Raw genomic sequence first — 26,083 nt, 5'->3', positions numbered from 1 at the left:
CTAAGCCGCCCTGACTTCGCCGAGGAAGCGGTCGAACTGGCCGGCGAGGTCACGCGACTGGGTCGAGAGCTGCTCGGCGGCGCCGAGAACCTCCTGCGCGGCGGTCCCGGTGTCGTCGGCGGCGCGCTGCACGCCTGAAATGTTGGTGTTGACTTCCTGGGTGCCGCGGGCGGCTTCCTGGACGCTGCGGGCGATTTCCTTGGTCGCCGAGCCCTGTTCTTCGATCGCGGCCGCAATCGCGGTGCCGATCTGGTCGATCTCGGCGATGACATCGGCGACGTTGCGGATCGCGTTCACGGTCTCGTCGCTCGCGGCCTGGATCGCCGTGATCTGCTCGGAGATCTCGGTGGTGGCCTTGGCGGTCTGGCCGGCCAGCGATTTCACCTCGGACGCAACCACCGCAAAGCCACGGCCGGCGTCGCCGGCACGGGCGGCCTCGATGGTGGCGTTGAGCGCCAGGAGATTGGTCTGCTCGGCAATGCTCTGGATCAGCGTGACGACGTCGCCGATCTTCTGCGCGCCCTCGGCGAGCGCACGCGCGGTGTCGCCAGTGCGGCGGGCGTTGTCGACGGCGCGGGCCGCGATCTCGGTCGATTGCGCGACCTGACGGCCGATCTCGGCGATCGACGAGGTCAGCTCTTCCGTCGCGCTGGCGACCGTCTGCACGTTGCTCGAGGTCTGCTCGGAGGCGGCCGCGACGACTGCGGCCTGGCTGTTGGTCTGGGCTGCGGTCGAGGTCATCGACTGCGCGGTGCTCTCCATGGTGGAGGATGCCTGCGACAGGCCGCCGACGAGCTCGGTGACCTTGGCCTCGAAGGAGCGGGTCAATTCGTCGAGCGCCTGGGCGCGCCGCATCTTGCCGTCGTTCTCGGCCTGCTTTTCGGCCGCCAGCTTGTCGGCGCGGATCATGTTGTCCTTGAAGACCTGGACGGCTGCAGCCATCGCCCCGATTTCGTCGGAGCGCGCGGCGCCGGGGATATCACCGGCCACGTCGCCATCGGCGAGCCGCGACATCCGGCTCGTCAGGCTGACGATGGGGGCGCAGACACGACGGCGGACCATCACGATGAGGCCGGCGCTGGCGATCAGCACGGCGAGCAGGCCGATCAGGGCGATCGTGAAGCTGGTGCGTGCGGCGGCGGACGCGCCGGCGAGGATCTGCTCGGCGTTGTCATAAAATGCGTCGCGGACGCCGATGACCGTGCCCAAGCCGCGCTGCGAGGCCGCGTAATAGGTTTCGACGTCGTGCTCATACTTGCCGCTGGCGGCGCCGTCCTTGACCAGCTTGAGCTCGTGGCCGAATTCCTCGACATAGCCGGACTTCAGCGCCTCGAGCGCGGCACCGACATTGGCCGGGGTCGCGGGATTGCCGCGCAATTCCATCAGCGACATCACGATCTGATCGTTACGTCCCTGCATGCGGGCGATATCGGCCTTCTCGGCGTCGTTCGCGACTTTCTTGCTGCCGACGAGGTTCTTGTGCACGCTGGCATTGAGGCCGCCGATGTCGCGCAGCGTCATGGCGATATTGGCGTTGTTGGCCTGGCGGTAGGCATCGCCGTTCAGGATCGCCATGCGGCGCACCTGCTCGTTGAGCAGCGCGGTGATGCCGGCGTTGAGCACGGCATTGTCGGCGACGACCTTCCTTGCGGCATCCTTGCGCGCTTCCGCGGGGCCTGCGATCGCCTTGTCGATGGCTTCGCGCAGCGCGGTGAATTTCGAATTGATGGCGTCGATGTTGCTGCCGATGGTGTTGCCGTCGTCGAACGAGCCCGGCAGCTCCTTGCGCAGGGCGTTCATCTTGTCGCGGGCGCCGTCGGTGTGCTTGCGCAGCTTGTCGTGCTGGGCGAGCTGTGCCGGGTCGACGGTCGCGGGCCCGTAGAGGATGTTGGTGGCGAAGCCGCGCTCGGGGTTGAGGTAGCGCGGGATGTCGCTGGCGGCGCGGACGATCGCGAGCCGGCCCTGCGCCTCGGTGATCCGTTCGATCGTCTGGTATTTCGTCACGGCAACGTAGACGGCGAGGCCGCCGCCGACGGTCGAGAGCGAGACGATGGCGGTGGTCAGCAGCGTACCGATTTTCATGATTCTTCCGGCAATTGGCGCAGGGGAGAGAAAGATATTCTCCGAAAAATAAGGGGAGCGTATTAATCGCGGGTTTACGCTGGGGCGGCCGTTGTCGCGGTCAGCTGGTCGTTCGATCGAGAGACGCGAGGATATCCAGCGTCGCATCATCGCGCTCGCCGGCGAAATACTTGGCGAGCGCTTCGTTGAAAGCGGGCTCGTCGGCGACCTCGCCGAACAGCGTCATCGACGAGCGGAATTTGGCATCGTCGGGTGCGCCGAGGATCGAATTGATGGTCTGTCCTTCAACGGCGAGGACGAGGCGGGTGCATTCGATCAGTCGCGGGCCGAGGACGGGGTGGGCGAGATAGGCTATGGCCTCCGCCCGCGAGCCGATGGCGTAGCGTTGGGACATGGCGCTGAAGCCGAGGCCGGTGATTTGCGGGAAGACGAACCACATCCAGTGGCTCTGCTTCCGGCCTCGGGCCAGCTCGGCCAAAACGGCGCGAAAAACCGGCTCCTGGGCTCTCAGGAAGCGCTCTAGATCGAAAGGATCGGTCATTGGATACCTCCCGAAGGCTTGCCGGCCGCGATTATGCCTAACTTTTGGCTCCCAATGTGGTAGCTGGTATAGAGAGTCTCCGGGTGGGGGTTGGGTCCCCCGGGGTCGATTTGGGGATCTAATGGTTTCCGACCGCGCAAGCGCCGAGAGGCTGTTGTCGCGCCGCCGTATTGGGCGAGCCGAGACGATACTGCTGTCTATGGCCGCCATCGCGCTGGCGCTTGGCGCCGCTGCGTGGGTCGCTGATATCGGCGACTCGACGCCGCTGGTCACCGCCGCACTTCCGCCGGCCAACTCTCCCTCGTTCGACGATCGCTTCGCTTCGCTGTCGGGCAATCCGCCAGCGCGAGAGCTTGGCCTGCGGACGATGGAGCGCTCCGCCCTGAATGCGGTCCAGCTCAAGCTGCGCGATGCCAAGGCGATGCTCGCCCAAAAGCTCCAAGGCGACGACTGGCGTTCGACCCTGACCGAAAACGATCAGGCCCCGACCGACGAGACTGCGAAATCCTCGCAGCGCGCCGACGCTGTCCCGATGCCGCGCTCGCGGCCCGTGCAGGCGGATCTCAGCGCCCAGATCGCCTCCAGCCAGGCCTTTGCCGAGAGCAATCCCCGCGTCGACAATCGCAATTTCTTCGAGAAATTCACCGACAAGATCAGGCTGGCTTCGCTGACACCTGACAGCGGCCTGTTCGGCAAGGCGCCGGATCTCGCCGCGCTCGGTTACGATTCGCGCACGGCGGTCTATGACATCAAGGCCAAGGCGCTTTACCTGCCGAGCGGCGTCGCGCTCGAGGCCCATTCCGGAATGGGCGCGCTGATGGACGACCCTGACCATGTCGACCAGCGCATGGTCGGCGCGACCCCGCCTGCGACCTACGATTTGAAGCCGCGCGAAAAGCTGTTCCACGGCGTGCGGGCGCTGCGTTTGACTCCGACGGACGGCACGAGCGCGCTCGGCCGCGTCGGCCTGCTCACCCACACCTACATGCTCGGACCGCGCGGCGATTCCAACGGTTGCGTTTCGATCAAGGACTATGATCGCTTCATGAAGGCCTACGACAATGGCGAGTTCAACCGCCTGGTCGTGGTGCCAAGCCTGAGCGGTGCGACGACCGCCTCGCAGCGCGGCAGCACCGATTCCTGATCGTCGATGTCTGACGTTTGCCTGCGGCGGGGCTGCCGTTTTCCCTTCGTTAAGCCGTTGTCGTTCAGAAGCAGCCCATGAGTGATCCAGCAAGCTCCGAGACCCCGCTGCGCACGACGTTCAAGATCAAGCTGAACGGTGACACGCTGGCGATCGCGACTGTCGGCCAGGCCTATCAATTCCTCACCAATTTCAAATCGGTCGAGTGGATGGAATTCCGCTCGCTGCATGACGACGCCGTCCATGCACTTGAAGGCGCGGCCGACAACGCCATGCTCGCGGTCCAGGCGACCAACGCGGTGCGCGCGCTGTTCGTGAGCGCGAAGCTGCTCTAGGCAAAGTTCTCTCCTCCTCGAACCGGCTTCCCTGCGGCCGCGACGAAGCCATGGCGCCTGGACGCGCCGTGGAGAGAATGCATGCACATCGCCAAATTCATCGCCGGAGTCGATAGCGCCGCCGGTGAGCCGCCGACCGAAGCTGCGCTCGCGTCGTTCGAGAAAACGCACGGGTGCCGCTTGCCGGATGACTATCGTCAATTCGTGCTGGCCAGCGCCGGCGGCTATTTCCAGGGTTCGGCCGAGTTCAACTGGCCGCAAGGGCATTGGGCCGGTGCGGTCCAGGAGGTGCTCGGACTGCGAAGCGACGAATGCTCGCTGGTGCGGACGCGTGAGACTCCGCAATGGCCTACCGTCGACGAACTGCTATGGATCATGAGCGATCACGGCGGCAATCCGATCTGCATGACGATCGACAAGGCGCATTTCGGCCAGATCTGGTTCATCGATCACGAGGTCGCTGAATACGACAGGCCGTGGACGCTTGCAGAAGCGATGTCTGACAAATGGGGCTATGTCCTGGCGCTCACGCCGACGTTCGGCGACTTTATCGCGGGCCTGTACGAGGAGGCTGCGTAAGCCGATCCAGCGCTCATACTCCGTCATGGCGAGCGCAGCGAAGCAATCCAGAGTCTTTCCGCGGAGGCGGTCTGGATTGCTTCGCTGCGCTCGCCATGACGGATAGGGCTGCGTCGCACCGGCGATTTGGCAGGGCGCTCCTCCCTCATCATGGCTTGAACTGCATGGCTGGAACGGGCAAATGGTCCGCGAAGACCGTGGCTTACGCCATCCATTTCAAGCCCGATTTCAAGGGAGAGAGCTCATTATGAAACGCCGTACATTCCTCAAAGGCGGCGCAGTCGCCAGCGCGACGACGCTGGTTGCGGCACCTGCGATCGCGCAGAGCGCGCCCGAGATCAAATGGCGCCTGACCTCGAGCTTCCCGAAATCGCTGGAAACCATCTACGGCACGGCGCAGACCTTTGCGAAATACGTCGCTGACGCCACCGACAACAAATTCCAGATCCAGACCTTCGCCGCCGGCGAGCTCGTCCCCGGCCTGCAGGCGCTCGATGCCGTCAGCGTCGCCTCGGTCGAAATGGCGCAGACGCCGCTCTATTTCTACATCGGCAAGGAGCCGGCGCTGGCCTATTCCACCGGCGTGCCGTTCGGCATGAACCATCGGCATCAGGAATCCTGGTGGGCGTTCGGCGGCGGCGCCGACCTCACCAACGAGGCGCTCAAGCCGTTCAAGGCGCACGCCATTCTCTGCGGCAATTCCGGCACCCAGATGGGCGGCTGGTTTCGCAAGGAGATCAAGACGGTCGACGACCTCAAGGGCCTCAAATTCCGCATCGCCGGCATGGGCGGCCATGTGCTGGCGCGGCTCGGCATCGTGCCGCAGCAGCTCGCGGGCGGCGACGTCTACGCGGCGCTGGAGAAGGGCTCGATCGATGCCGCTGAATTCGTCGGTCCCTATGACGACGAGAAGCTCGGCTTCCAGAAGGTCGCGAAGTACTATTACTTCCCGGGCTGGTGGGAAGGCGGCGCCATGCTGCACATGATCGTCAATGACGAGAAATGGGCGAGCCTGCCGAAGCAGTACCAGGCGATCGTCAACCAGGCGGCCTCGGCGGCCGGCGCCTGGATGCTCGAGAAATACGACAGCGTGAATCCGGCGGCGCTGAAACGACTGATCGCCAACGGCGCTGAGCTGAAGGCATTCCCGCAGCCGGTGATGGAAGCCTGCTACAACGCGACCCAGGAGCATCTGAACGAGCTCGCCGCCAAGAGCGATCTGTTCAAGCGCACCAAGGACAGCCACGACGCGTATATGAAGGAGCTGCTGTTCTACACGCAGATCGCCGAGAATTATTACGACAACTATCTGCTCAGCAAGATGCGCAACAAGAGCTGACGGACGTCATCATTCCGGGGCGCGCCTCTTGGCGCGAACCCGGAGTCCGTTTTCCGCGTGTCTTGCTGCCTGATGGATTCCGGGCCCGCGACTTCGTCGCGCCCGGGAATGACAAGCGGGAGAGCGCCTTACGCCGCACCCAACCCCAGCTTCGCATAGATCCGCCGTGCATAGACGCCGAATGCGTCCGTGGTCTTGAGCGGCAGGTCGCGCGGGAAGGGGAGATCGATCGGGAAATAGTCGGCCATCTTCGCCGGCCCTGCCGTCAGCACGGCACAGTGTGAAGACAAGAACACGGCTTCCTGGATCGAGTGCGTGACGAAGATGATGGTCTTGCCGCTCTCGCGCCAGATCCTCAGCATCTCCAGATTCATCTGCTCGCGCGTCAGCGCATCCAGCGCGCCGAACGGCTCGTCCATCAGGATCAGCTTGGGATCGTGAATAAAGGCGCGCGCGATGGCGGTGCGCTGCTGCATGCCGCCGGAAAGCTGTTGCGGATATTTCTGCTCGTAGCCGGCGAGGCCGACGAGATTGAGCAGGTCATGGGCTCGCTCGCGCGCGGCTTTCATCGGCAGTCCCACGATCTCGGCCGGCAGCAGCACATTGTCCAGGATGGTGCGCCACTTCAACAGCAGGGCCTGCTGGAATACCATGCCGATGTCGCGGCTCGGATCGAACGGGCTTTCGGCGTTGCCGATCTTCACAGTGCCGCCATCGGCACCGTGCAGGCCGGCCAGAATCTTCATCACCGTGGTCTTGCCGCAGCCGGACGGGCCGACCAGCGAGACCAGCTCACCTTCCTGCACGTCCATCGTGACGTCGGACACCGCCAGAAACTCTGCGCCGCCGCTACGATAGACTTTCCGGACGCCTTGCAGGCTGATGAAGGGTTTTGAGCTCATGCCAGCCATTTATCCAGATTGGCCACCACGAATGTATCGTCGCTGAGGTCGGCGTGCTCGCGCGTGACGCGGTCGATTTCGTCCTTCTGGCCGGGGCTGAGACCTTCGTTCGGATCGAGGCACCACAGGCCTTTCATCAGGCCCTGGCGCCGCAGGATCTCGTGGCAGCCGGCGATGCAGCCGTGGAAATTGTTGGCGACGTCGAAGAAGGCGCTGTTGCAGTCGGTGACGCGGGCATCGAGCGCGAGCAGATCGGCCGGCACGCTGTCCTTGTGCCGCGCCGCCTTGCAACGCTCGAACTGCTTGATGGCGCTTGCGGTCCAGACCGACCAGTGGCCGAGCAGGCCGCCCTTGAAATAGGTGCGCGTGGTGACACCCTTGTCGCGCAGGTCGAACGGCAGCATCAGGTCGAGCAGGATGTGGTCGTCATTGCCGGTGTAGAGCGCGACGCGGTCGAGCGCGCCGGCGGCGGTGACACCGCGCAGCACGTCGAGCGTGCGATAGCGGTTGAATGGCGCGATCTTGATCGCGATCACATTGTCGATCGAGGCAAAGCGCTGCCAGAAGCGGCTGGACAGGATCACGCCGCCGACGGCCGGCTGAAGGTAGAAACCGACCAGCGGAATTTCGGCCGCGACCGCCGAGCAATGCACGATGATCTCGTCCTCGGAGGCGCTCTTCATCGCGGCGAGGCTGAGCAGGCCGGCGTGATAGCCGATGTCGCGCGCGGTGCGGGCCTCGGCGACTGCCTGCTTCGTCGGGCCGGCAAGGCCGGCAACCATCGCCAGCGGCCGCCTGGTCCAGTTCGCTGCGGTCTCGGCGGCGAGCTCGAGCACGGGGCGATACAGGCCGACGTCGCGGATCGCGAACTGCGTGGTGTGGACGCCGACGGCGAGGCCGCCAGAGCCGGCGTCGATGTAATAGCGCGTCAGCGCGCGCTGGTGCTGCTTGTCGAGCTGGCGCTCGGCGGTGAGCGCGAGGGGATGCGCCGGCATCACGGTGCCCTCGGCGATCAGCTTGCGGATGTCGGCGTTGATCTGGCTGTGGTGCATGATGTCCTATCCGAATTCAGGGCCGGCGACGGCAAATGGCACTTCCTCGCCCGTGGCGGTGGCGGAGCCGAACCGCATGCGCTGGAACGGCCGTTCGATGGTCCAGCCCGAGGCGGTCAATCCTTCCAGGAACGCAGTTTGCGAGGCAACGGCGTCGAGCAGGAGCGGGCTGCCTTCCGATTGCGCGATCGCGTTGACCAGGGCGAGCGCGGCGGCAGCGTTATCTGCAAGCAGCGGGCCGATGTGGCGGGCGGTTCGACCCTCACGGACCAGCGCGATGGCACCGTTCGCGGAGACGATGCGCGAGCCGGAGCGCTGCGCGAATTTTGAGAGCAGGGTCGTACGGTCGAAGCCGTTGGCGCGACGGTCCCGCGTACAAAGGGAATCGAGCGTCGCGGCCGCCGGCGCCTGCGCCGACGCGCGGTCTGAATTCACCAGCCTGAGCCGGCGCAATTGCAGCACCGGCGCAAAGCCGAGCGGACCATAGACGGCGGCGCCATCGGGCGTGGCATCGAGCCAGCTCGTCAAGCCGTTCGTGCGTGCCGTCTCCAGACAGGCATCGACGAGGCGTGTGGCCAGGCCGCGGCGGCGGTGGGTGCCTGAGACCAGCACCATGCTGATCCAGGCGTTGTTGCCGGAATAGGGCAGCAGCGCCGCGGTGGCGACCAGCCGCATGCCGTCGCGGATCCCGAACACGATTCCGTCGTGCAGGAAAACGCGCCAGTCGTCCTCGGTCTGGTTCCAGCGCGCCTCCGTCGAGAGCACGAGCCCGGCCATCGCGTCCTCGACGCCGAGCTTGATGACGGCCGGCCCGTCAGTAGCGTCCATCGCGCACCTCGTATTTGGTGGGCTTGCCGAGGCTCGGCATGGAGCGGGAAACCCAGTCTGCAGTCCAGGCGATCAGCTGTTCGGTATCGACGACCGGCTGGCCGAACAGCTCGACGGACTTCGACGTGTCGGTCAGCCACGCCGTCGGCTCTTCCTTGCCTGATAGCACCGGCGCGCGACCGAAGCGGGCGCCGAATTTCGCGGCGAGATCGCGCACTGCAAGAATCTCGTGGCCGCTGACATTGATCGGCGAGGTCGGCGCGGTGCAATGCGCCAGGCATCGCAGCGCCTGCGCGGAGGCATCGCCCTGCCAGATGAAATTGACGTGCCCAAGGCTGACGTCGATCGGTGTGCCCGTCAGCACTTTCGTCGCGATGTCGTGCAGCACGCCATAGCGCATGTCGATGGCGTAGTTGAGGCGGAACAGTCGCCCCGGTGTCGAGAACCTGCGCGAAAAGTGCTCGAACATGCGCTCGCGGCCGACGCAGGACTGGGCGTACTCGCCCGGCGGGTTCGGTGCCATGTCCTCGGTCGAGCCTTTGCCGTCGACGGGCACGAATGGATAGATGCAGCCGGTCGAAAACGCGACGATGCGCGACGACGGGAAGGCTTGCGCGACCAGCGCCGGGACATGCGCGTTCATCGCCCAGGTCAGCGACAGGTCACCCTCGGCGCCGAACTTGCGGCCGGCCATGAAGATGATGTTGGGTGCTTTCGGCAGCGCCTGGATGGCTTTCTCGTCCATCAAATCGCAATTGATGGTCTCGACGCCGCGCGCATGCAGCCACTCCTTCACGCCGGCTTCGCTGAAGCGCGCCACGCCGACGACGCGGCGATCCGGCGCGGCGGCCTTCGCCAGCCCTGCCAGCGTCGGGCCCATCTTGCCGCCGACACCCAAGATCATGATGTCGCCCTCGACCTTGGCGAGATCGTCGATCAGCGCCTGGGTCGGCCGGCACAGCAGATCGTCAAGCGCCGCGATATCGGGGATGGTCTTCGGCAGTGTCTGGCGGGTGAGCAGCATGGGGCGGTCCTTCGTTAGTTCTGCCGTTCTAGTTCTGTCTGGCGTCGCCGACCACGAACATGCGTTCGAGGACGAGCACCAGGCCGTAGAGCGCGACGCCGAGCAATGTCAGCAAGACCACCGCCATCACCATCGCGGGCGTGTCGAGCGAGGATTGCACCTGGATCATGAGGTAGCCGAGCCCGCGCTCGGAGGCGATGAACTCGCCGACGATGGCGCCGGCGACCGCGAGGATGGCGCCGACCTTCATGCCGGAGAACACGTAAGGCAGCGATCCCGGCAACTGGATCTTGCGGAACAGCGTCCAGCGCGAGCCGCGCAGCGATTTGACGAGGTCGAGCAGATCGGGCTCGACCTCGCGCAAGCCGCGCGCGGTGGTGAGCAGGATCGGGAAGAAGCAGATGCTGAAGGCGATCAGGATGTTCGGCACGATGCCGTAGGAGAACCAGACGATGAAGAGCGGGCCGAGTGCGACCTTCGGGATCATGTTCATCGTCACGAACAGCGGCAGCAGCACGAGGCTCACGAGCGGCGCCCAGCTGAAGATCACGGCGAGCGCGACGCCGACGACCGCGCCGAGCGCGAAGCCGCCAAGGATCTCGACGGCGGTGACCAGCGTGTTGGCGCCCCAGGAATAGCTTGCGGTTCCCAGCGTCTGAATGGTCGCCAGCGGGGAGGGCAGGATGAATTTCGGCACATGGAAGGCGTCGACCGCGACCTGCCACAGCACGAGCACGGCGAGGTGCGCAATCAGGATGATCGCAAAGTTGCGCGAGGTGCGGGCTGCGTCTCCCGTCACGGGTTGCTCCCTGTTGCCGGCAGCCACCCTGCTGCCGGTCGTCAGCCTAACCGGCCTTGCGGGGGGTTTCAACCAGTTGGTTGATTAAGGCCGGAGCGAATGCAGCACGAGATCGGCGACGTGCCGTCGGCGGGAGCGCCTTGCGGCCCGGCTCGACAGGTCCTTGCCGAAGATCGCCGACAGCGTCGGCGTGTTGGACAGGTAGAAATAGCTGAGGCCGGCGATGGAGATATAGAGTTGAATCGGATCGATCCCTTTCCGGAACACACCGGCGCGGACGCCCTCGTGCAGGATGTGGGACACGCTCCGGATCAGCGGCGAGTGCATCGCCTCGAGCCGCGTCGAGCCGCGGACGTGGCGGGCGCCGCCGCGGTTCTCGTCGTTCAGGAGGACGATGAAATCAGGGTTGGTGGCGAGGTAATCGAATGAGGCCTCGATCAGCTTCCGGATCGCCTTTTCCGGCGGCAGGCCTTCGAGATTGAGCTGGCGCTCCTGCTCGCGGATGTCGGCATAAACCCATTCGAGCACGGCAAGATACAGCGCGTCCTTGTCGCCGAAGTAATGATAGACGAGCTGCTTGTTGACGCCGGCCCGCTCCGCAATCTCGTCGACGCGGCCGCCGGCGAAACCGTGCTTGGCGAATTCCAGGCGCGCCGCGGTGAGCAGCTTGTTGCGGGTGGCGACGGGGTCGCGGCGCTGCGGCACGGTGTCACCTGAACGTTTTGCGGGCATTTCCAACCAAACAGTTGACAAGTTGAGGGCGGCCTTGTTGCATTGGTATCCTCACACGGCGAGAGCGACAAGCCGGGGGCTGGCACAGGGAGAGATGCGATGAAGCGTTTACAGGCGGCTGTTGTGGCGCTGGTGCTCGGTCTGCCGGCGGTGCCGGCCAGCGCGGGCGAGGCGGTCAATCTGATCCTGAACTGGACGCCGACCGCCGACCATTCGCCGTTCTATTACGCCAAGGCGCAGGGCTGGTACGAGAAGGCCGGCATCGACCTCACCATCGAGGTCGGCAAGGGCTCCGGCGTCTCCGCGGCCAAGGTCGGCTCCGGCGGCTCCCCCTTCGGCATCGCCGATCTCGCCACCATGCTGGTCGCCAAGAGCAAGGGCGCCGACGACGTCGCGCTCATGAGCATCTACGCCAATACCGGCCAGACGTTCTATTGGCTGAAAAGCTACGGCGTGAACGGCGTGAAGGACTTCCCGAACCACAAGATCGGCAATCCGCCGGGCGATGCCTCGCGCGTGATGTGGCCGGCCTTCGCCAAGGCCGCGGGGATTGCGCCCGACTCGGTCAGCTTCGTCAATATCGGCCCGACCGCGAAGATCGCAGGCCTCAAGAGCCACACCGTCGACATCATCAGCGACTTCTACAACGAGCACGATCTCAAGGTGATCGAGTTCGGGCAGGACCTCGGCTACGTCAACTGGAAGGACATCGGCCTCAATCCCTACGGCAATTCGCTGATCGTCAACGGCGCCTATCTGCAGAAGAATCCGAAGATCGCCGAAGAGTTCGTGCGCATTTCGCAGAAGGCCTTTGCGGCCTGCGTCGCCGATGTCGAGCCGTGCCTGAAGGCGCTGCTCGACCAGGTCTCCGGCCTCGACAAGGCGAACCAGGAGCGCCAGTGGGAGCGCATCAAATACCTGATGACCGACGAGTTCACGACGACCAAGGGTCTCGGCTGGATCGATGGCGAGCGGATGAAGAAGGACTACGAGCTGGTCCAGACGTACCTCGGCATGGAGAAGCCGTTCGACGTGACCACCGCGTTCACGACCAAGATGCTCGATCCCAACATCAAGATGGATGCGAGCAAGGTGAAGAAGTAGGGGGGGCTGCTCCTCTCTCTCCCGTCATTGCGAGCGTAGCGAAGCAATCCGGAATCGTCCCGCCGCGGCAGTCTGGATCGCTTCGCTGCGCTCGCAAGGACGATGGGGAAATGGCGGCGCCCCCACATCGCCAGGGCCGGGCACGAGAGCGGCCCCGCCGGCGAACTCCCCGCGTACCCCACGGAGAAATTAACCGGCCATTAACCATATCGGCGGCATCGTTAACCATTCAATAACAGGGAACGAGTCGGCCGCCATGGAGGCCCTAGCAAAACCTCAACGCCAGATGGTGCGCTTGCGCGGGCGCTCCTATGTGGCCTTCGTCTTTGTGCCGACGGTTCCGATCCAGGACTGGCTCCAGGAGATCGACACCACCATCGCGCGCTCGCCGGGCTTCTTTGCTGGCCGGCCCGTGGTGGTCGATCTGTCCTCGGTCGATCTCAGCCAGTCCGGTATCGGCCATCTCCTTACCAGCCTCCAGGACCGCAACATCCGCGTGCTCGGCATCGAGGGCGTGGAGGAGGCGCGGCTGACGCCGTCGATGCCGCCACTGCTCTCGGGCGGGCGCAGCTGCGTGATCGAACCGACCGCACCCAAGAAGCCCGAGGCCAAGGTCGAGGCCAAGCCGACCTCCCTGCTGCTCGACAGCCCCGTGCGCTCCGGCCAGACCGTGATCTTCCCCGAAGGCGATGTCACCATTCTGGGCTCGGTCGGCTCAGGCGCGGAAGTCGTCGCCGGCGGGTCCATTCACATCTACGGCGCGCTCCGCGGCCGCGCCATGGCGGGCGTGAACGGTCACACGAGCGCGCGCATTTATTGCCAGAAGATCGAGGCCGAACTGCTTGCAATCGATGGATTTTATCAGACTGCCGACGACATCGACGAGGCCCTGCGCGGCAAGCCGGCCCAGGCCTGGCTGCAGGGCAATACCATGCGAATTACTGCGCTGAACTGACCAGAAGGAGATATTTGAGATGGCCAAGGTACTGGTCGTGACATCAGGCAAGGGCGGTGTCGGCAAGACGACCACGACCGCCGCGCTGGGAGCTGCGCTCGCGCAGCGCGGCGACAAGGTCGTTGTCGTCGATTTCGACGTCGGTTTGCGCAACCTCGACCTCGTGATGGGCGCCGAACGCCGCGTCGTGTTCGACCTCATCAACGTGGTGCAGGGGGTCGCGAAACTCCCGCAGGCGCTGATCAAGGACAAGCGTCTGGAGAATCTCTGGCTGTTGCCGGCCTCGCAAACCCGCGACAAGGACGCGCTGACCGAAGAGGGCGTCGGCAAGGTCATCGACGACCTGCGCAGCCGCTTCGACTGGGTGATCTGCGACAGCCCGGCCGGCATCGAGCGCGGCGCCTCCATGGCGATGCGCTTTGCGGACGAGGCCGTGATCGTCACCAATCCGGAAGTCTCTTCGGTGCGCGATTCCGACCGCATCATCGGCATGCTCGATTCCAAGACCGTTCGGGCCGAAAAGGGCGAGCGCGTCGAGAAGCACATTCTCATCACCCGCTACGATCCGTCGCGCGCCGCGCGGGGCGAAATGCTGACCATCGACGACATCCTCGAAATCCTCGCAACGCCCTTGCTCGGCATCATCCCCGAGAGCCAGGACGTGCTGAAGGCCTCCAATGTCGGCACGCCGGTGACGTTGTCGAACGCCGAAGGCGCCCCGGCGCGGGCTTATATCGACGCGGCGCGGCGGCTCTGCGGCGACACTGTGCCGATGCAGGTGCCGACGGAACGCAAGGGCTTCATGGATCGTCTGCTGCGACGGAGGGCTGCATGAGCATGGGTCTGCTCCGGCTTCTCCGCGGCAACAAGGCGTCCGCACCCGTCGCTCGCGAACGGTTGCAGATCCTGCTGGCCCATGAACGCGGAATGCGCGGCCAGCCCGACCTGCTCGGTGTGCTGCGTGAGGAAATTCTCGCCGTGGTCTCCAAGCACGTCATGCTGGATCCGACCAAGGTGATCGTGCGGCTCGAGCGCGGCGACGAGGTATCGACGCTGGAGGTCGATATCGAGGTGCCCAACGACTTCGAGCGCAAGAAGGCGGCGGTCGCGTAGGGGACGCGGCCGCAGACTTTGGGGTGGATGAAGGCGGTCCGCTGGGCATAGCGGGCCGCCTTTGTTTTGTGCGTATGCGGAACGGGGCGCGTGGTGTGATCGTTGTCAGAGACCCGCCTAGCGCGCGAACGATGCGCCGCGGGATCGTCAAATCAGGGAGAAGCGCCCATGATGTCCGAGGTCCAGGTTCATACCGTCGCCCGGCAGATGCTGGAACAGCATGGTTTCGCGGCGATCGCCAAGGCCGCGGAGCAGGCCCAGGCCTGCGAGGGGCGCGGCGATGCCGAAGAGGCCAAGGAGTGGCGTCACATCGCCGATGCCATGAAGATCATGCGCGGACCGGCCCTTAGCTGACGCGCTGGAACCGGATCCGTCAGCCCGGTCCGGTTCCATCCTTGATCATATCGAGCACGCGGCTTGCCAGCGCCTCGACGACGAACGGCTTGGTCAGCACCTGCGTATCAGGCGCGAGCTGGCCGTTGCCGATGATCGCATTCTCGGCATAGCCGGTAATGAACAGCACTTTCAGCGCCGGCTTGGTCGCGCGCGCGGCGTCCGCGAGCTGGCGGCCATTCATGCCGCCGGGCAGACCGACATCGGTGACGAGCAGGTCGATGCTGGCGTCCGATTGCAGGATCTTGAGCCCGGTCGGACCGTCATGCGCCTCGATGACGTCGAAGCCGATCTCTTCCAGCGCGTCCGTCAGCAGCATCCGGATCGACGGCTCGTCGTCGACGATCAGGATGGTGTGGCTCGCCTGCGAGCGCATCGTGGTCTTGCTGGCGAGCGCCGAGGGCTTCTCGGCTTCCTTGCCGTAATGGCGCGGCAGATAGAGGCACATGGTGGTGCCCTGGCCCACCTCCGAATAGATGCGCACCTGTCCGCCGGACTGGCGTACGAAGCCATAGACCATCGACAGGCCAAGGCCGGTGCCCTGACCCATGGGCTTGGTGGTGAAGAACGGATCGAAGGCGCGCTCGATCACGTCGGCCGTCATGCCGATGCCGGTGTCGGTGACGCAAAGCGAGACATACTGACCGGGTTCGAGATCGCGTTCGCCGGCGCCATGCTCATCGAGCCAGCGGTTGGCAGTCTCGATGGTGATGCGGCCGCCCGCAGGCATGGCGTCACGGGCATTGATGCAGAGATTGAGCAGCGCGTTTTCGAGCTGCGAGGCATCGATAAGCGTTGCCCACAATCCGCCTGAGGTGACGACCTCCAGCGCGATCTCCGGGCCGACGGTGCGGCGGATCAATTCCTCCATGCCCATCACCAGCCGGTTGAGATCAGTGGGCCGCGGATCGAGCGTCTGCCGTCGCGAGAAGGCGAGCAGGCGATGGGTGAGGGCCGCGGCACGCCGGGCCGCGCCTTGCGCCGCGTTCACATAGCGGTCGATCTCCTTGACGCGGCCCTGGCCGAGCCGGGTCTGCAACAGCTCCAGCGAGCCGGTGATGCCGGTCAGCAGATTGTTGAAGTCGTGCGCGATGCCGCCGGTGAGCTGGCCGACTGCTTCCATCTTCTGCGATTGCCGCAACGCCTCCTCGGCCTGGCGCAGGCGCTCCTGCTCCTTCAGGCGTTCGGTCACGTCGTAGGAATATTGGTAGGCGCCGAGCAGCTGGCCATTGCCGTCACGGAGGCAGTTGAACCGCATCTCGTAGAAGCGGCGGGCGCGCCCGGGCTCGCCAAACTCGGCGATCTCGACGAAGGCTTCGCCGGCAAGCGCCCGCGACCACACGGTGCGGATGGCATCGAGATGCTCCGGCTGGTCCTTCAGCACCTCCAGCATATTGTCGCCAACCTTCGGCATGACGCCGAAGATGCGGTGGAATTCCCGTGCCGACGCGCCGTTGATGGCAAGCCAGCGGAAGTTCGGATCGACGACCTGCACGAAAGCGTCGGTGCCTTCGACGAGGTCGGCGAATACGTTGCGCTCGGCCATTGCCGTGACCACGCGCGCTTCCAGCGTCTCGTTCAGGCGTTGTAGCTCCTGCTCGGCGCGCTTGCGCGGCGTGATGTCCTGGAACAGCACGGCGACCTGCTTGCGGTTTGCCGGCTCGACCCGGAAGGCGGCGAGCTCGAGGTGGCGGCCGGTCGCAACCAGCTCGCGCTCGAACCGGATCGGAACGCCGGTACGCAGGACGCCGCCATAGAGCTCCACCCAGCCGTCGGCCTCGGCCGGCACCATCTCGCGGACCTTCTGGCCGACCACATTGGGAATGCCGGCATGCTGGGTGTAGGCGGGATTGGCCTCGACATGAACGTAGTCGCTGAGCGGGCCGTGCGGGCCGTCGAAAAACTCGATGATGCAAAAGCCTTCGTCGATCGAGTTGAACAGCGTCCGGTAACGCTGCTCGCTTTCGGCAAGCGCGGACTCCGCCTTTTGCCGCTCGCTGACGACAGAGATTCCCTGCGCCTTAAGGCGTGCGTTTTCCTCCTCAAGCGCCTTCAGGCGGCATTGCAGGTCCTCAAACTCGGTCGAATCCACAAGCGCTCGCGGGGTTGGCGTTTCCAGAGGGCTGCTCATCAGCCCTGCCCACGGCATTCTAACCGGCCTCTGCACCGCGGCAAGCTGCCGGGCTCAACCCAGCGGGCGCCGGCCGGTTCCCGCCCAGTTCTGATCAGCGCTCGCCGTGATCGGCGCCTTGCGTCACCGGCTTGTGCTGGGTCTGCGGCTGCGCACGCTCGCCGGTCTCCTTGCAGGAGAGCTGCTCCCACGATCCGTCCGGCGCCTGCTGATAGGCACTGCAAGATGACGAGGTCGCCTTGTCCTCGCCCTTCTGGGTATCGGCATTCTTCGCCAGCACTGACGCGGTCAGCGCGGTACTCGCCACGAGCGCTCCGGCGAAGACGAGATGAGTGATCCGCATGGGATTCTCCGGATTGAAGACGCCCCGCATGCTCGCCAGGAATGTGACGATTATGGGCCGGGGCGTCGGTTCCGTCATAGCGTCCTTAACGGCGAGAAAGGTCTAGCCACCCTTGCTGCGGATCAGACCGGCGAGGCTGGTCTTCTGCTTCTCGCACCAATTGGTCATGCCGAGCCGGCGCTGGTCGAGATCTGTCGCCTGGGTCGCGACCGCGACCTCCGCCATGATGTCGTCGGCCTGCTTCTCTCCCATCTTGCCGCCGGTGTGCATCCAGGCAATCGCCTTGCGCACCTGCTCGGTGGTGCCGTCGGGAAGCTGCATCTGCTGCGCCTTCTGCACCAGATCCTGATAGGCGACATCCGTGTTCGGGCATTCGACCTTGGCGGCAAAAGCCTGCAAGACCATCGTCACGTAAGTCGAGCGCGTGTGGTCGTCAGCCGCCTGGGCGGGGGCTGCGATCAGCAACAGGCCTGCCATCAGCAAGGGGTAGCGCATCCTTGGGTCCTCCTCGTTTTTGGGGAGGCTAGCGCCCGGCGGGCCGCTCCGCAATGGTTGCCGGCCCGATTGTCGCGTGTTGGCGCGACGCGCTAGATTGAGCCATTCGTAGGTCCCGGAGAACGTCATGAGCCTGTTCAGCACGCCGTTCGATCCCGCACGCGACAGGGCGCTCGTCACCGGTGCCGGCAACGGCATCGGCCGCGCGGTCGCGCTGGGTCTGGTCGGCGAGGGCGTTCGGACGCTGTTTGCCGATGTGGGTGCCGAGCGGGTGAAGGCCGCCATCGGCGCGAGCGAGACGCCAGACCTCGCGCTGCCCTGGGTCGGCGATCTCGCCAAACCGGAGGCGTGCGACGAGCTGCTTGCAGCCGCCGACGCAGCGCTGGGCGAGGTCACGCATTTCGTGCACAGCGCCTCTCCGCCGCGGCGCGAGGGCGATCACGCACTCGCGGTCGATCGCAAGACCTGGCGGGAGATGCACGCCGTCAATCTCGAGGCCGGCTTTCATCTGGCGCGGGAGATCGCAAAACGGTTGATCGCGGCGAAACGATCGGGCTCGTTCCTGTTTCTTACTTCGTTGCATGCGGGCACGCCGCGCAACCTGCCGCATTATTCGACGGCGAAGGCGGGGATGACGATGCTGGTGAAGGAGCTTGCGAAGAGCTTTGGCCGTCACGGCATCCGCGTCAACGCGCTGGTCCCGGGTGCGATCGCGGCCGGCGGCTTTGTCGCGCATGCCTCGCTGGCGAAACACATTCCGCTCGGGCGTCTCGGCGAGGCCAACGACCTCGTGCCAGTCGCGCTCACCGTGCTGTCGAACAAGCTCTCAGGTTACGTGACCGGCGCGGCGTTCGTCGTTGATGGTGGATTGTCGCTGACGAACTGGTTCGAGGCGCCGGTGCTGGACGATTAGTTATCGCCGCCAGGCCGGCACGGGATCGAGTGGCGTGCGATAGACCTCGTTGTGATCGCGATCGGTGACGCGCACCGCGCAACCCGTTCGCTGCAATTCGGGCTTCACCTGCGACAGCTCGCTGGCCAGTTGAACGGCGCGATCGGAGGCGACCTCGATATCTTCGAGGATGATTCCACCCTGGTTCTTGAACTCTTCACCGACCACGAGATCGAAGGAGTAGTATGGCATCCGAATTCCCCGGTGTGACGATCCAAATCTCTAAACGAAGCCTTCGACGGAAGTCTTCAAAACATGATGGATCTTACCACTGAGTCGATATCTATCCGATGAACGGAGCGCGCAATCTCTGCGCTTATGGCGCAGAAATGATGTGCAACGTTCGCGTTCATTAAGGTTTTATTAAATATGTCGGCCTGATCATGAGGCATGGAATTGCAGCAGAACCGGGCTCCGCGAACCGGCAGCTGCAAGAGAAGGCCGGCGGCATAGATCCCGACGGCCTTTTCTCTTGGGCGAATAGCGGCGCATCACCGTAGTCGCACGGACTCACATCATCGCATCGAGTCGGACAGCATTCGCTTGATGCAATCCTAGCGCAGCGGCATCGGCGGACGCACGACAGGTCCGTCATCATCGGCGACGGCTTGTGTCGTTGCGACCGGTGGTGGCGGCGGCGGGAGCGCGGCAGCCTGTGACGGCGGCGGCGGAGGCGTATAGGCCGGCATGTAAGTATGCGACACGACCGGTTTGGGTTTGCGAACCGGTGCCGGAGCGCGCTGCGGCAGCGCCGACGCGCGCGCGGGCGGATTGACCGGTCGCGCCTCGGCAACCGGCTTTGGCGCCGGCAGCTTCGCCATCTCGCGCACCATCTGTTCCTGACCAGTCTTCAACTCGGCGATGTTGGCCTTGAGCTGCTCGATCTGCTGCGCCATCGCGGCCATGTCACGCGTCATCGATTCCACCGACGGCGCCGCCTCGGCCTGTGTCGCGGCAGGTGCAGGTGCATCAGCGGGAGTGGCAACCGGTGCTGCGGGCGGTGTTGCAGTTTGGTCGGCGGTTTGATCCTGGGCGACGGGCGACGCCGCCTGCGCGGCTGCGACCGGTGCGGTCTGCGACGCCGAAGGCAGCAGCGACGCCAGCGCCGGTGTCCATTCGGCAAGCATCCTGGTCGCGGTATCTCCGTGCTTCTCCCAGGCGACGGTGGCAGCGGCGCTGCCGCCCGCAAACAGGAAGGTCAGGAACGCACCGCGCAGCCATTTGCCGGCGGCCGATCTCTTCGGCCGGTTGAGACCGTCGCTCGCAGTCACGCGTACCGCGGTGTCGACCGGGGGCGCAGCTGCTTGCGGCTCCGACACGAGGCTGAACTTCGGCTCCATCGTCACTTTGCGCTCCGGCGCGAATTTCGGCTCCGGGCGGGCCGTGAACTCCGGTGCCAACGTTGGCGCCTCGCTGCCGGCGCGCGAGACCCTGATCTCGTCGGGCGAAATCTGCACCGCGTCATGCGGATCGTTGTCCTTGACCGTATCCTTCACGATCTCATCCACGATCTGCCGGCTGTTCAACGTCGCGAGCATCGCAGCTCCTTTGACCCCTTGGCGCCCGCATTGGCGCGAGCCGATCTGTTGGTGTGAACCCATCCCGATCCGATCAGGCTGGCCCGATGGCGCACGAGTCCAGCCGGGTTTGACCAAAGCAAGGCGAGGCGATGGAGACACTGCGACCGTCTTCCGCCAGATGTGGTGATGGAACCGGGCTGGCCGAACACGGGCACGTGTTCCATATTGCCTTGTTTTCAGCACGATTTGGGCAGCATCTCAGCCTGCTGGGGGCGCTGCTATCCGCTATCGGGGGGCCGGCGGTGCCAAGATCATCAATCGCACTTTTCGTTGCCGCCTTTCTGCCGCTCGGCGGCTGCATGCAGGCGACACTGTCGCCGTCGACCGACGCGAGCATGACGCCGCGCGACCGGCAGTTGCTGGCGCATCCACCTTACGCCCAGGCGAGCGTGCCCGAGCAATATCTCCGTCACGTCGTCGATTATCCGCGCAAGGAACAGCCGGGCACGATCCTGGTCGATACCGACGCGCGTTATCTCTATTACGTGCTGCCCGACGGCAAGGCGATCCGCTATGGCGTTGCGGTCGGCGAGGAGGCGATGGCCTTCTCGGGCGTTGCGCGCGTCGGCCGTCTGGCGGAATGGCCGGACTGGGTGCCGACGGCGGAAATCCAGGCGCGGCTCGGGCCCTATCCGGCGCGCGTGGCGGGCGGTCCCGCCAATCCGCTGGGTGCACGCGGAATTTATCTGTATGTCGGCAACAAGGACACGCTCTACCGCATTCACGGCACCAACCAGCCTGAGTATATCGGGCAGGCGATCTCGTCGGGCTGCATCCGGATGCGCAACGAGGACGTGATTGATCTGTTCGACCGGGTGAAGCTCAACGCGACCGTCGTGGTGCTTCCGCCGGGACAGAGCGCGCAGATCGAGTCGGCCCCGAGCTGGCGCGGGTGAGACAGTCGATCTGACCTGTTGCATCAAGCGCATCACTGAACCTTGAATGTCTGCCGCGCCGATCGACGGCGCGGCGACAGCAATGGTGAATTGCTTCACAGGCGCCGTGAGTCGGTTGCGTTATGCCTCGATGGCTCGTTGCCATTGGAGGCATCATGCAAAATTTCATTCGTCAATTTGACAAGAACGACAGTCGCGTCGTGCGCAAGTGGCGTTTGGCCATGCTCGGATTCTACGGATCGATCCTGGCCGGCGTGGTGCTGTACGCGGCGCTGCACTGGCCGCCGGAGGTGAATTACGCTGCGGTCGATTCCGCGGCCCAGGCCAAGCTCGCCGGTGCGTCGAGCGGCGGCGGACACGCGCCGTTCGCACCCTAATTGTCGGGGCGGGCGACGCGCCATTGCAGCGTCGTGGCGTTGCCGTTGGCATCGCCCGGCGCCTTGTCGGCCGGTGAGGTGTAGAGCGGGCGATAGCGGTATGCCCACATCTTGCTGCCGTCTTCACGATTGATCACGGTGAAGTCGCCGATGGGCTTGGCTTCGGCTGTTGCGGCGAGCGGCACCCAGCTTTCAGTGCACTTGCCGTTGCAGCTCGACGTCTTGCCGCTGGTGTCGCGCTCGTAAATGTAGAGCGTCATCCCCTTGAGATCGACGAGCTTGGGACCCTGTTTGGTCAGGATGACCTTCGCGGGCGCGGTCGTCGCCTCGGGCTTCGGCGGAGGGGCTTCGCCGCCGCCGTGTCCGTTGGCGAGCGCGTGGCCGGCGGACAGTGCCATGACTGCGGTCGCAATGACGAACCTGAACATCCGAAACTCCAAACCGGCAAAGTTAATCGCGCGTTAAGCGCCGAATTGGGGGGGACGGTAGCAGCCGAAGGTTAGTTCCTGGTTTCTGGATACTGCGACAAGTACGTACAAAACTACGGGGTGATGGCCTTTTGCCAGCCGGGTTTTCCTCACCCGCATCGGCCGCTTTGCTCGAAACGCGTCAAGCCTCGCGCAGCGGGGCGCGGCTGAGTTCGTTGCCGGCGGCGATGGCCTTGCGCAGCAGACGCATCAGGTCCTCGCCTTCCCTGGTGCTGAGGCCGCGCAGCATGATCTGCTGGGCGGATTCGACCGCCGGCGTGATCTTGCGGAGTGTGCGGCGGCCCTCATCGGTGATCTCGAGCTCGCGGGCGCGGCGGTCGCGGGGATTGGCGCGACGCTCGGCAAGGCCCTTCTGCACGAGGCGATCGACCACCCCGGTGATGGTGGTACGGTCATAGGCGATCAGGCCTGCCAGCGTGACCTGGTCGAGGCCCGGATTGGCCTTGATGGTCGCAAGCGCCGCGTATTGCACCGGGGTGAGGTCGAAGCCGGCTTCGCCGACCTCGGCCAGGAACACGGCGACCGCGATCTGCTGAAATCGCCGAGCCAGATGGCCGGGCATGTCGTTGTTGTCTTTCACCGAATTCTCCATCAGGGCGGGGACGGTGGACGATTATTGACAAGTATACTGATAGTCAGCATACTGAGCAATATCGAACAAGTCGTCAACGGGAGAGTGCTCATGCAATTCCATCTCAATGGATTCCAGCCGGGCGATCCTGAAATCGCCGATGCCGCCGAGCGCGTGCAGGCCGGGGGTGCCGTCGGCGCCGTGCCCGGCGAGGTCGATGTCCTCATCGTCGGCTGCGGGCCTGCCGGTTTGACGCTGGCCGCGCAGCTCGCGCAATTCCCTGAGATCAAGACCTGCATCGTCGAGCAGAAGCCGGGCCGGCTCGCGGTCGGCCAGGCCGACGGCATCGCCTGCCGCACCATGGAGATGTTCCACGCCTATGGCTTCAGCGAGCGGGTGCTGAAGGAGGCCTATTGGGTCAATGAGACCACGTTCTGGAAGCCGGACGAGCGGGCGCCGGAGAAGATCGTCCGCAGCGGCCGGGTGCAGGACGTCGAGGACGGGCTGTCGGAATTCCCGCACGTCATCCTCAACCAGGCGCGCATCCATGACGGCTTTCTCGACGTCATGCGCAAGTCGTCCGCAAAGCTCGAGCCCCATTACGGCAGACGCTTGCTCGATTTCCAGGTCGATCCGGCCGCGGGCCCCGCTGATCATGCCGTGACCGTGCGCCTCGAACGCGTCGATAGCGCTGATGAAGGCAAGGTCGAGACCATCAAGGCGCGCTACGTCGTTGGTTGCGACGGCGCGCGCAGCACCGTGCGCAAATCGATCGGCCGCGAGCTGCACGGTGATTCCGCCAATCATGCCTGGGGCGTGATGGACGTGCTGGCCGTGACCGATTTTCCCGATATCCGCTTCAAGGCCCTGATCCAGTCGGCGAAGGACGGCAGCCTGCTGATCATTCCGCGCGAAGGCGGCTACATGGTGCGCCTCTATGTCGAACTGGCAAAGCTCGACGTCGGCGAGCGCGTCGCCAACCGTAACATCACGGCCGACGACGTGATCGCGAAAGCGCAGCGGATCCTGACGCCGCATACGCTCGAGGTGAAGGAGATCGCCTGGTGGTCGGTCTACGAGATCGGCCAGCGTCTGACCGACAAGTTCGATGACGTGCCGGAAGCCGAGATCGCTTCGCGCCTGCCGCGCATCTTCATCGCCGGCGATGCCTGCCATACCCACAGCCCGAAGGCCGGGCAGGGCATGAACGTCTCGATGCAGGACGCTTTCAATCTGGGCTGGAAGCTCGCGGCAGTTCTCCGCGGGCAATGTGCCCCACACCTGCTGCACTCCTATTCGGCCGAGCGGCAGGCAGTGGCGAAGGAGCTGATCGATTTCGATCGCGAGTGGGCGGGGATCCTGGCCTCCGCGGCCAAGGCTGGCGGTGCCGATGCGGCGAAGACGCAGGACTATTTTGTCAGGCATGGTCGCTACACCGCGGGTACGGCGACGCATTACACGCCGTCGATCCTCACCGGCGCATCCTCGCATCAGCATCTCGCGCCAGGCTTCGTCATCGGCAAGCGCTTCCACTCGGCACCGGTCATTCGGCTCGGCGATGCCAAGCCGGTCCATCTCGGTCACGCGGCGCAAGCTGACGGTCGCTTCCGCATCTATGCGTTTTCTCCCGCCGAGAATCCCGCAGCGTCGGGCTCGGCCATTCGTGCCTTGTGCAATTTCCTCACGGAGTCCCGGCAATCGCCGATCCGGCGATACACGCCCGTGGGAGCCGATATCGACGCCATGATCGATTTGCGTGCGGTGTTTCAGCAGGATCATCGCGAGCTCGCGATCGAGGCAATGCCGCCTATGTTGCTCCCGAGCAAGGGCCGTTACGGCTTGTACGACTACGAGAAGATGTTCTGTCCGGACCTCAAGAGCGGCCAGGACGTTTTCACCATGCGCGGCATCGATCGCACGTCCGGCTGCATGGTCGTGGTGCGGCCGGATCAGTATGTCGCGCAGGTGCTGCCGCTCAACGACTTTGCTGCACTTGCGGCATATTTCGATGGCTTCATGCTACAGGTGAACTGACACGTGCCGCGCCGATGAATGGCGGATGAATATTGAACCCGGCGCGCCGCGCGTCTCTCAATCTTTTGGATGATGCGATGGTCGTGAGCGGAACGCTTTATTCCGCTCGCGCGTTCCGCCTCTCAGAGGAGGATTTCATCATGAGACTGAGAACCGCTTTAGTTGCCGCATTGCTGCTCGCGCCGACGGCCGCATTGGCCGCGCCTGGTGTCGTTACCGTCTCGACCGGCCTGCGCGCCGGCCCGGGTGCGGGATTTCCGATGGTCGATCGCATCCCCGAGGGTGCCCGCGTCAACATCCATGGTTGCCTGCGCGGCAATGCCTGGTGTGACGTGAGCTTCTCCGACGACCGCGGCTGGGTATCGTCGCAATATCTCGAATATCTCTACCGCAATCACTACGTCTATCTGCCCGACTATGCGGACGAGATCGACGTGCCCGTCGTTCCCTTCGTGCTGAGCTCGTACTGGTCGAGCTATTACGAGGGACGTCCCTGGTATCGCCGCCACGCCTATTGGAATAATTACTGGAGCTCGCACGAGCGTTCGGCGACGCGGATGACGATCAATCCGCACGCGGCCCGTATCGGCCGCGCGGCGACGCGTGACGCTGCAGTCGCACTGGGACGCGAAGGCATCCACGGCAAGGGCAATGTCAACGGCGCCGCCGCGATCTCCGGGCGTGATGCTGCGACGGCGCGGCGTGACGCAGCCATCACGAAGCGCGACGCTGCAGTGACGGCCGATCGGACCGGTGCCGGACGAAGCGAACGCATCGCGCATGGAAGTGAGCGCATCGCGCATGAGCGAGCCGCCGTGCGGCAGGGACGCAATCCCCGTGATGCGCAGGCACGCATGATGCACGAGCCGGCCTCTGCCCGGGCTGCGGTGCGTGCGCAGCCGATGGCGCGTGTGCATGAAGCGCCGCGTGTGTCTGCTGCGCCTCGGTCTGCCATGCCGCACATGGCTCAGCCGAATGTCAGCCATGGTGCGCCGATGAACGCGCATGCGCAGATGCCGGCACCGCGTGCGGCTGCGCCTGCGATGCCGCATCCGGGTGGCGGAGGCGGCGCTCCGCACGCCAATGCCGCTCCGCACGGCGGCGGCCCCGGCGGCGGTCCGCACAAGCACTAGCGTTTCCCAACGAAAGCCCGGCCGTCGCGCCGGGCTTTCTGCTGGCCGCGTGCAGGTTCCGTGCGCGTAAAATTTGAGAAAGTTCTTCGCGGGCAGATTTCATCGATCGTAATATGTCTACTCAAAGCTGTAAGCCTCCACTCGGGGCAGCGGGGCTACGG

General features: G+C 64.8%; 29 protein-coding genes. 14 read left to right on the top strand and 15 right to left on the bottom strand.

Going from position 1 to position 26,083, the window contains the following annotated elements; genetic code table 11:
• Positions 1-2,082 (bottom strand): methyl-accepting chemotaxis protein, encoded by a 2,082-nt coding sequence (locus JQ631_RS11770; protein ID WP_212326355.1) that lies wholly within the window; start codon positions 2,080-2,082, stop codon positions 1-3.
• A gap of 100 nt (positions 2,083-2,182) precedes the next feature.
• Positions 2,183-2,623 carry a DUF1810 domain-containing protein gene (locus JQ631_RS11765; protein ID WP_212326354.1) on the bottom strand — a complete coding sequence of 147 codons (441 nt, stop codon included), beginning with the start codon at positions 2,621-2,623 and terminating at the stop codon, positions 2,183-2,185.
• A gap of 190 nt (positions 2,624-2,813) precedes the next feature.
• On the opposite strand from JQ631_RS11765, the gene JQ631_RS11760 reads away from it, so the two are divergent.
• The 4 genes from JQ631_RS11760 (at position 2,814) to JQ631_RS11745 (ending at position 6,020) form a co-directional block, all read left to right on the top strand.
• Complete coding sequence (locus JQ631_RS11760) at positions 2,814-3,767, top strand: DUF2778 domain-containing protein (RefSeq protein ID WP_249160597.1); 954 nt, start codon at positions 2,814-2,816, stop codon at positions 3,765-3,767.
• A gap of 77 nt (positions 3,768-3,844) precedes the next feature.
• Positions 3,845-4,102 carry a hypothetical protein gene (locus tag JQ631_RS11755; RefSeq protein WP_027530832.1) on the top strand — a complete coding sequence of 86 codons (258 nt, stop codon included), beginning with the start codon at positions 3,845-3,847 and terminating at the stop codon, positions 4,100-4,102.
• An 81-nt stretch (positions 4,103-4,183) separates the two neighbouring features.
• On the top strand, positions 4,184-4,681 hold the full coding sequence (locus JQ631_RS11750) for an SMI1/KNR4 family protein (RefSeq protein ID WP_212326352.1): 498 nt from the start codon (positions 4,184-4,186) through the stop codon (positions 4,679-4,681).
• A 247-nt stretch (positions 4,682-4,928) separates the two neighbouring features.
• Positions 4,929-6,020, top strand: a complete 1,092-nt coding sequence (locus JQ631_RS11745; RefSeq protein ID WP_212326351.1) for a TRAP transporter substrate-binding protein — start codon at positions 4,929-4,931, stop codon at positions 6,018-6,020.
• Between the two features lie 128 nt (positions 6,021-6,148).
• Here JQ631_RS11745 and JQ631_RS11740 read toward each other — a convergent pair whose 3' ends face one another.
• From JQ631_RS11740 to JQ631_RS11715, 6 genes are all read right to left on the bottom strand, one after another.
• Entirely contained in the window at positions 6,149-6,931 is a 783-nt protein-coding gene (locus tag JQ631_RS11740; RefSeq protein WP_212326350.1) for an ABC transporter ATP-binding protein, read from the bottom strand.
• The gene (locus JQ631_RS11735) at positions 6,919-7,974 is read right to left on the bottom strand and encodes a dihydrodipicolinate synthase family protein (protein WP_212326348.1); all 1,056 of its coding nucleotides are present in this window, start codon (positions 7,972-7,974) and stop codon (positions 6,919-6,921) included. The genes JQ631_RS11740 and JQ631_RS11735 overlap by 13 nt, the downstream gene beginning before the upstream one ends.
• Before the next feature lie 6 nt (positions 7,975-7,980).
• Positions 7,981-8,802, bottom strand: coding sequence for a GNAT family N-acetyltransferase (locus JQ631_RS11730; RefSeq protein WP_212326346.1), 822 nt, complete (start codon positions 8,800-8,802; stop codon positions 7,981-7,983).
• The gene (locus tag JQ631_RS11725; RefSeq protein WP_212326344.1) at positions 8,789-9,826 is read right to left on the bottom strand and encodes an NAD-dependent epimerase/dehydratase family protein; all 1,038 of its coding nucleotides are present in this window, start codon (positions 9,824-9,826) and stop codon (positions 8,789-8,791) included. Before JQ631_RS11725 ends, JQ631_RS11730 begins: the two co-directional genes overlap by 14 nt.
• Positions 9,827-9,854: 28 nt before the next feature.
• The gene (locus JQ631_RS11720; protein WP_212326342.1) at positions 9,855-10,625 is read right to left on the bottom strand and encodes an ABC transporter permease; all 771 of its coding nucleotides are present in this window, start codon (positions 10,623-10,625) and stop codon (positions 9,855-9,857) included.
• Between the two features lie 84 nt (positions 10,626-10,709).
• Positions 10,710-11,357: a TetR/AcrR family transcriptional regulator gene (locus JQ631_RS11715; RefSeq protein ID WP_212326340.1), complete on the bottom strand. Its 648-nt coding sequence runs from the start codon at positions 11,355-11,357 to the stop codon at positions 10,710-10,712.
• 99 nt (positions 11,358-11,456) lie between these two features.
• On the opposite strand from JQ631_RS11715, the gene JQ631_RS11710 reads away from it, so the two are divergent.
• The 5 genes from JQ631_RS11710 to JQ631_RS11690 all read left to right on the top strand — a co-directional run bounded on the left by JQ631_RS11710 (position 11,457) and on the right by JQ631_RS11690 (position 14,883).
• Positions 11,457-12,461: an ABC transporter substrate-binding protein gene (locus JQ631_RS11710; protein WP_212326338.1), complete on the top strand. Its 1,005-nt coding sequence runs from the start codon at positions 11,457-11,459 to the stop codon at positions 12,459-12,461.
• A 256-nt stretch (positions 12,462-12,717) separates the two neighbouring features.
• Positions 12,718-13,416 (top strand): septum site-determining protein MinC, encoded by a 699-nt coding sequence (gene minC, locus JQ631_RS11705; protein WP_212326336.1) that lies wholly within the window; start codon positions 12,718-12,720, stop codon positions 13,414-13,416.
• 19 nt (positions 13,417-13,435) lie between these two features.
• On the top strand, positions 13,436-14,251 hold the full coding sequence (gene minD / locus JQ631_RS11700; RefSeq protein ID WP_212326334.1) for a septum site-determining protein MinD: 816 nt from the start codon (positions 13,436-13,438) through the stop codon (positions 14,249-14,251).
• Positions 14,248-14,529, top strand: coding sequence for a cell division topological specificity factor MinE (minE, locus tag JQ631_RS11695; protein ID WP_212326333.1), 282 nt, complete (start codon positions 14,248-14,250; stop codon positions 14,527-14,529). Before minD ends, minE begins: the two co-directional genes overlap by 4 nt.
• Positions 14,530-14,697: 168 nt before the next feature.
• Positions 14,698-14,883, top strand: coding sequence for a hypothetical protein (locus JQ631_RS11690; protein ID WP_212326332.1), 186 nt, complete (start codon positions 14,698-14,700; stop codon positions 14,881-14,883).
• A gap of 19 nt (positions 14,884-14,902) precedes the next feature.
• On the opposite strand, the gene JQ631_RS11685 is transcribed toward JQ631_RS11690, so the two are convergent.
• The 3 genes from JQ631_RS11685 to JQ631_RS11675 all read right to left on the bottom strand — a co-directional run bounded on the left by JQ631_RS11685 (position 14,903) and on the right by JQ631_RS11675 (position 17,891).
• Positions 14,903-17,053, bottom strand: a complete 2,151-nt coding sequence (locus tag JQ631_RS11685; protein ID WP_249160261.1) for an ATP-binding protein — start codon at positions 17,051-17,053, stop codon at positions 14,903-14,905.
• Positions 17,054-17,147: 94 nt separating this feature from the next.
• Positions 17,148-17,396, bottom strand: a complete 249-nt coding sequence (locus JQ631_RS11680; protein ID WP_212326331.1) for a hypothetical protein — start codon at positions 17,394-17,396, stop codon at positions 17,148-17,150.
• Positions 17,397-17,498: 102 nt separating this feature from the next.
• Positions 17,499-17,891: a hypothetical protein gene (locus tag JQ631_RS11675; RefSeq protein WP_212326330.1), complete on the bottom strand. Its 393-nt coding sequence runs from the start codon at positions 17,889-17,891 to the stop codon at positions 17,499-17,501.
• Between the two features lie 127 nt (positions 17,892-18,018).
• On the opposite strand from JQ631_RS11675, the gene JQ631_RS11670 reads away from it, so the two are divergent.
• Entirely contained in the window at positions 18,019-18,804 is a 786-nt protein-coding gene (locus JQ631_RS11670) for an SDR family NAD(P)-dependent oxidoreductase (RefSeq protein ID WP_212326329.1), read from the top strand.
• Here the strand turns inward: JQ631_RS11670 and JQ631_RS11665 are convergent, their stop codons facing one another.
• Complete coding sequence (locus tag JQ631_RS11665; RefSeq protein ID WP_212326327.1) at positions 18,805-19,035, bottom strand: DUF6894 family protein; 231 nt, start codon at positions 19,033-19,035, stop codon at positions 18,805-18,807. It abuts the gene before it with no gap.
• 362 nt (positions 19,036-19,397) lie between these two features.
• The gene (locus JQ631_RS11660) at positions 19,398-20,381 is read right to left on the bottom strand and encodes a hypothetical protein (protein WP_212326325.1); all 984 of its coding nucleotides are present in this window, start codon (positions 20,379-20,381) and stop codon (positions 19,398-19,400) included.
• A gap of 341 nt (positions 20,382-20,722) precedes the next feature.
• On the opposite strand from JQ631_RS11660, the gene JQ631_RS11655 reads away from it, so the two are divergent.
• Together JQ631_RS11655 and JQ631_RS11650 are read left to right on the top strand one after the other, a co-directional pair.
• Positions 20,723-21,319, top strand: coding sequence for a L,D-transpeptidase (locus JQ631_RS11655; RefSeq protein ID WP_249160594.1), 597 nt, complete (start codon positions 20,723-20,725; stop codon positions 21,317-21,319).
• Between the two features lie 155 nt (positions 21,320-21,474).
• Positions 21,475-21,696: a hypothetical protein gene (locus JQ631_RS11650; RefSeq protein WP_212326321.1), complete on the top strand. Its 222-nt coding sequence runs from the start codon at positions 21,475-21,477 to the stop codon at positions 21,694-21,696.
• Here the strand turns inward: JQ631_RS11650 and JQ631_RS11645 are convergent.
• Both JQ631_RS11645 and JQ631_RS11640 read right to left on the bottom strand, forming a co-directional pair.
• The gene (locus JQ631_RS11645; RefSeq protein WP_212326319.1) at positions 21,693-22,124 is read right to left on the bottom strand and encodes a COG4315 family predicted lipoprotein; all 432 of its coding nucleotides are present in this window, start codon (positions 22,122-22,124) and stop codon (positions 21,693-21,695) included. The two genes, JQ631_RS11650 and JQ631_RS11645, sit on opposite strands and share 4 nt — an antisense overlap.
• A gap of 181 nt (positions 22,125-22,305) precedes the next feature.
• Positions 22,306-22,764 (bottom strand): MarR family winged helix-turn-helix transcriptional regulator, encoded by a 459-nt coding sequence (locus JQ631_RS11640; protein ID WP_212326317.1) that lies wholly within the window; start codon positions 22,762-22,764, stop codon positions 22,306-22,308.
• 102 nt (positions 22,765-22,866) lie between these two features.
• Here JQ631_RS11640 and JQ631_RS11635 point away from each other — a divergent pair, with 102 nt between their 5' ends.
• Both JQ631_RS11635 and JQ631_RS11630 read left to right on the top strand, forming a co-directional pair.
• Positions 22,867-24,789, top strand: coding sequence for an FAD-binding monooxygenase (locus JQ631_RS11635; RefSeq protein WP_212326315.1), 1,923 nt, complete (start codon positions 22,867-22,869; stop codon positions 24,787-24,789).
• A 140-nt stretch (positions 24,790-24,929) separates the two neighbouring features.
• Complete coding sequence (locus tag JQ631_RS11630; protein WP_212326313.1) at positions 24,930-25,922, top strand: SH3 domain-containing protein; 993 nt, start codon at positions 24,930-24,932, stop codon at positions 25,920-25,922.
• The last annotated feature ends 161 nt before the right edge of the window (positions 25,923-26,083 follow it).

It is taken from the genome of Bradyrhizobium manausense, assembly GCF_018131105.1.
GTDB lineage: Bacteria > Pseudomonadota > Alphaproteobacteria > Rhizobiales > Xanthobacteraceae > Bradyrhizobium > Bradyrhizobium manausense_B.
The sequence above is the reverse complement of the archived record's forward strand: the minus strand, read 5'-3'. Positions and strand labels throughout refer to the sequence as shown.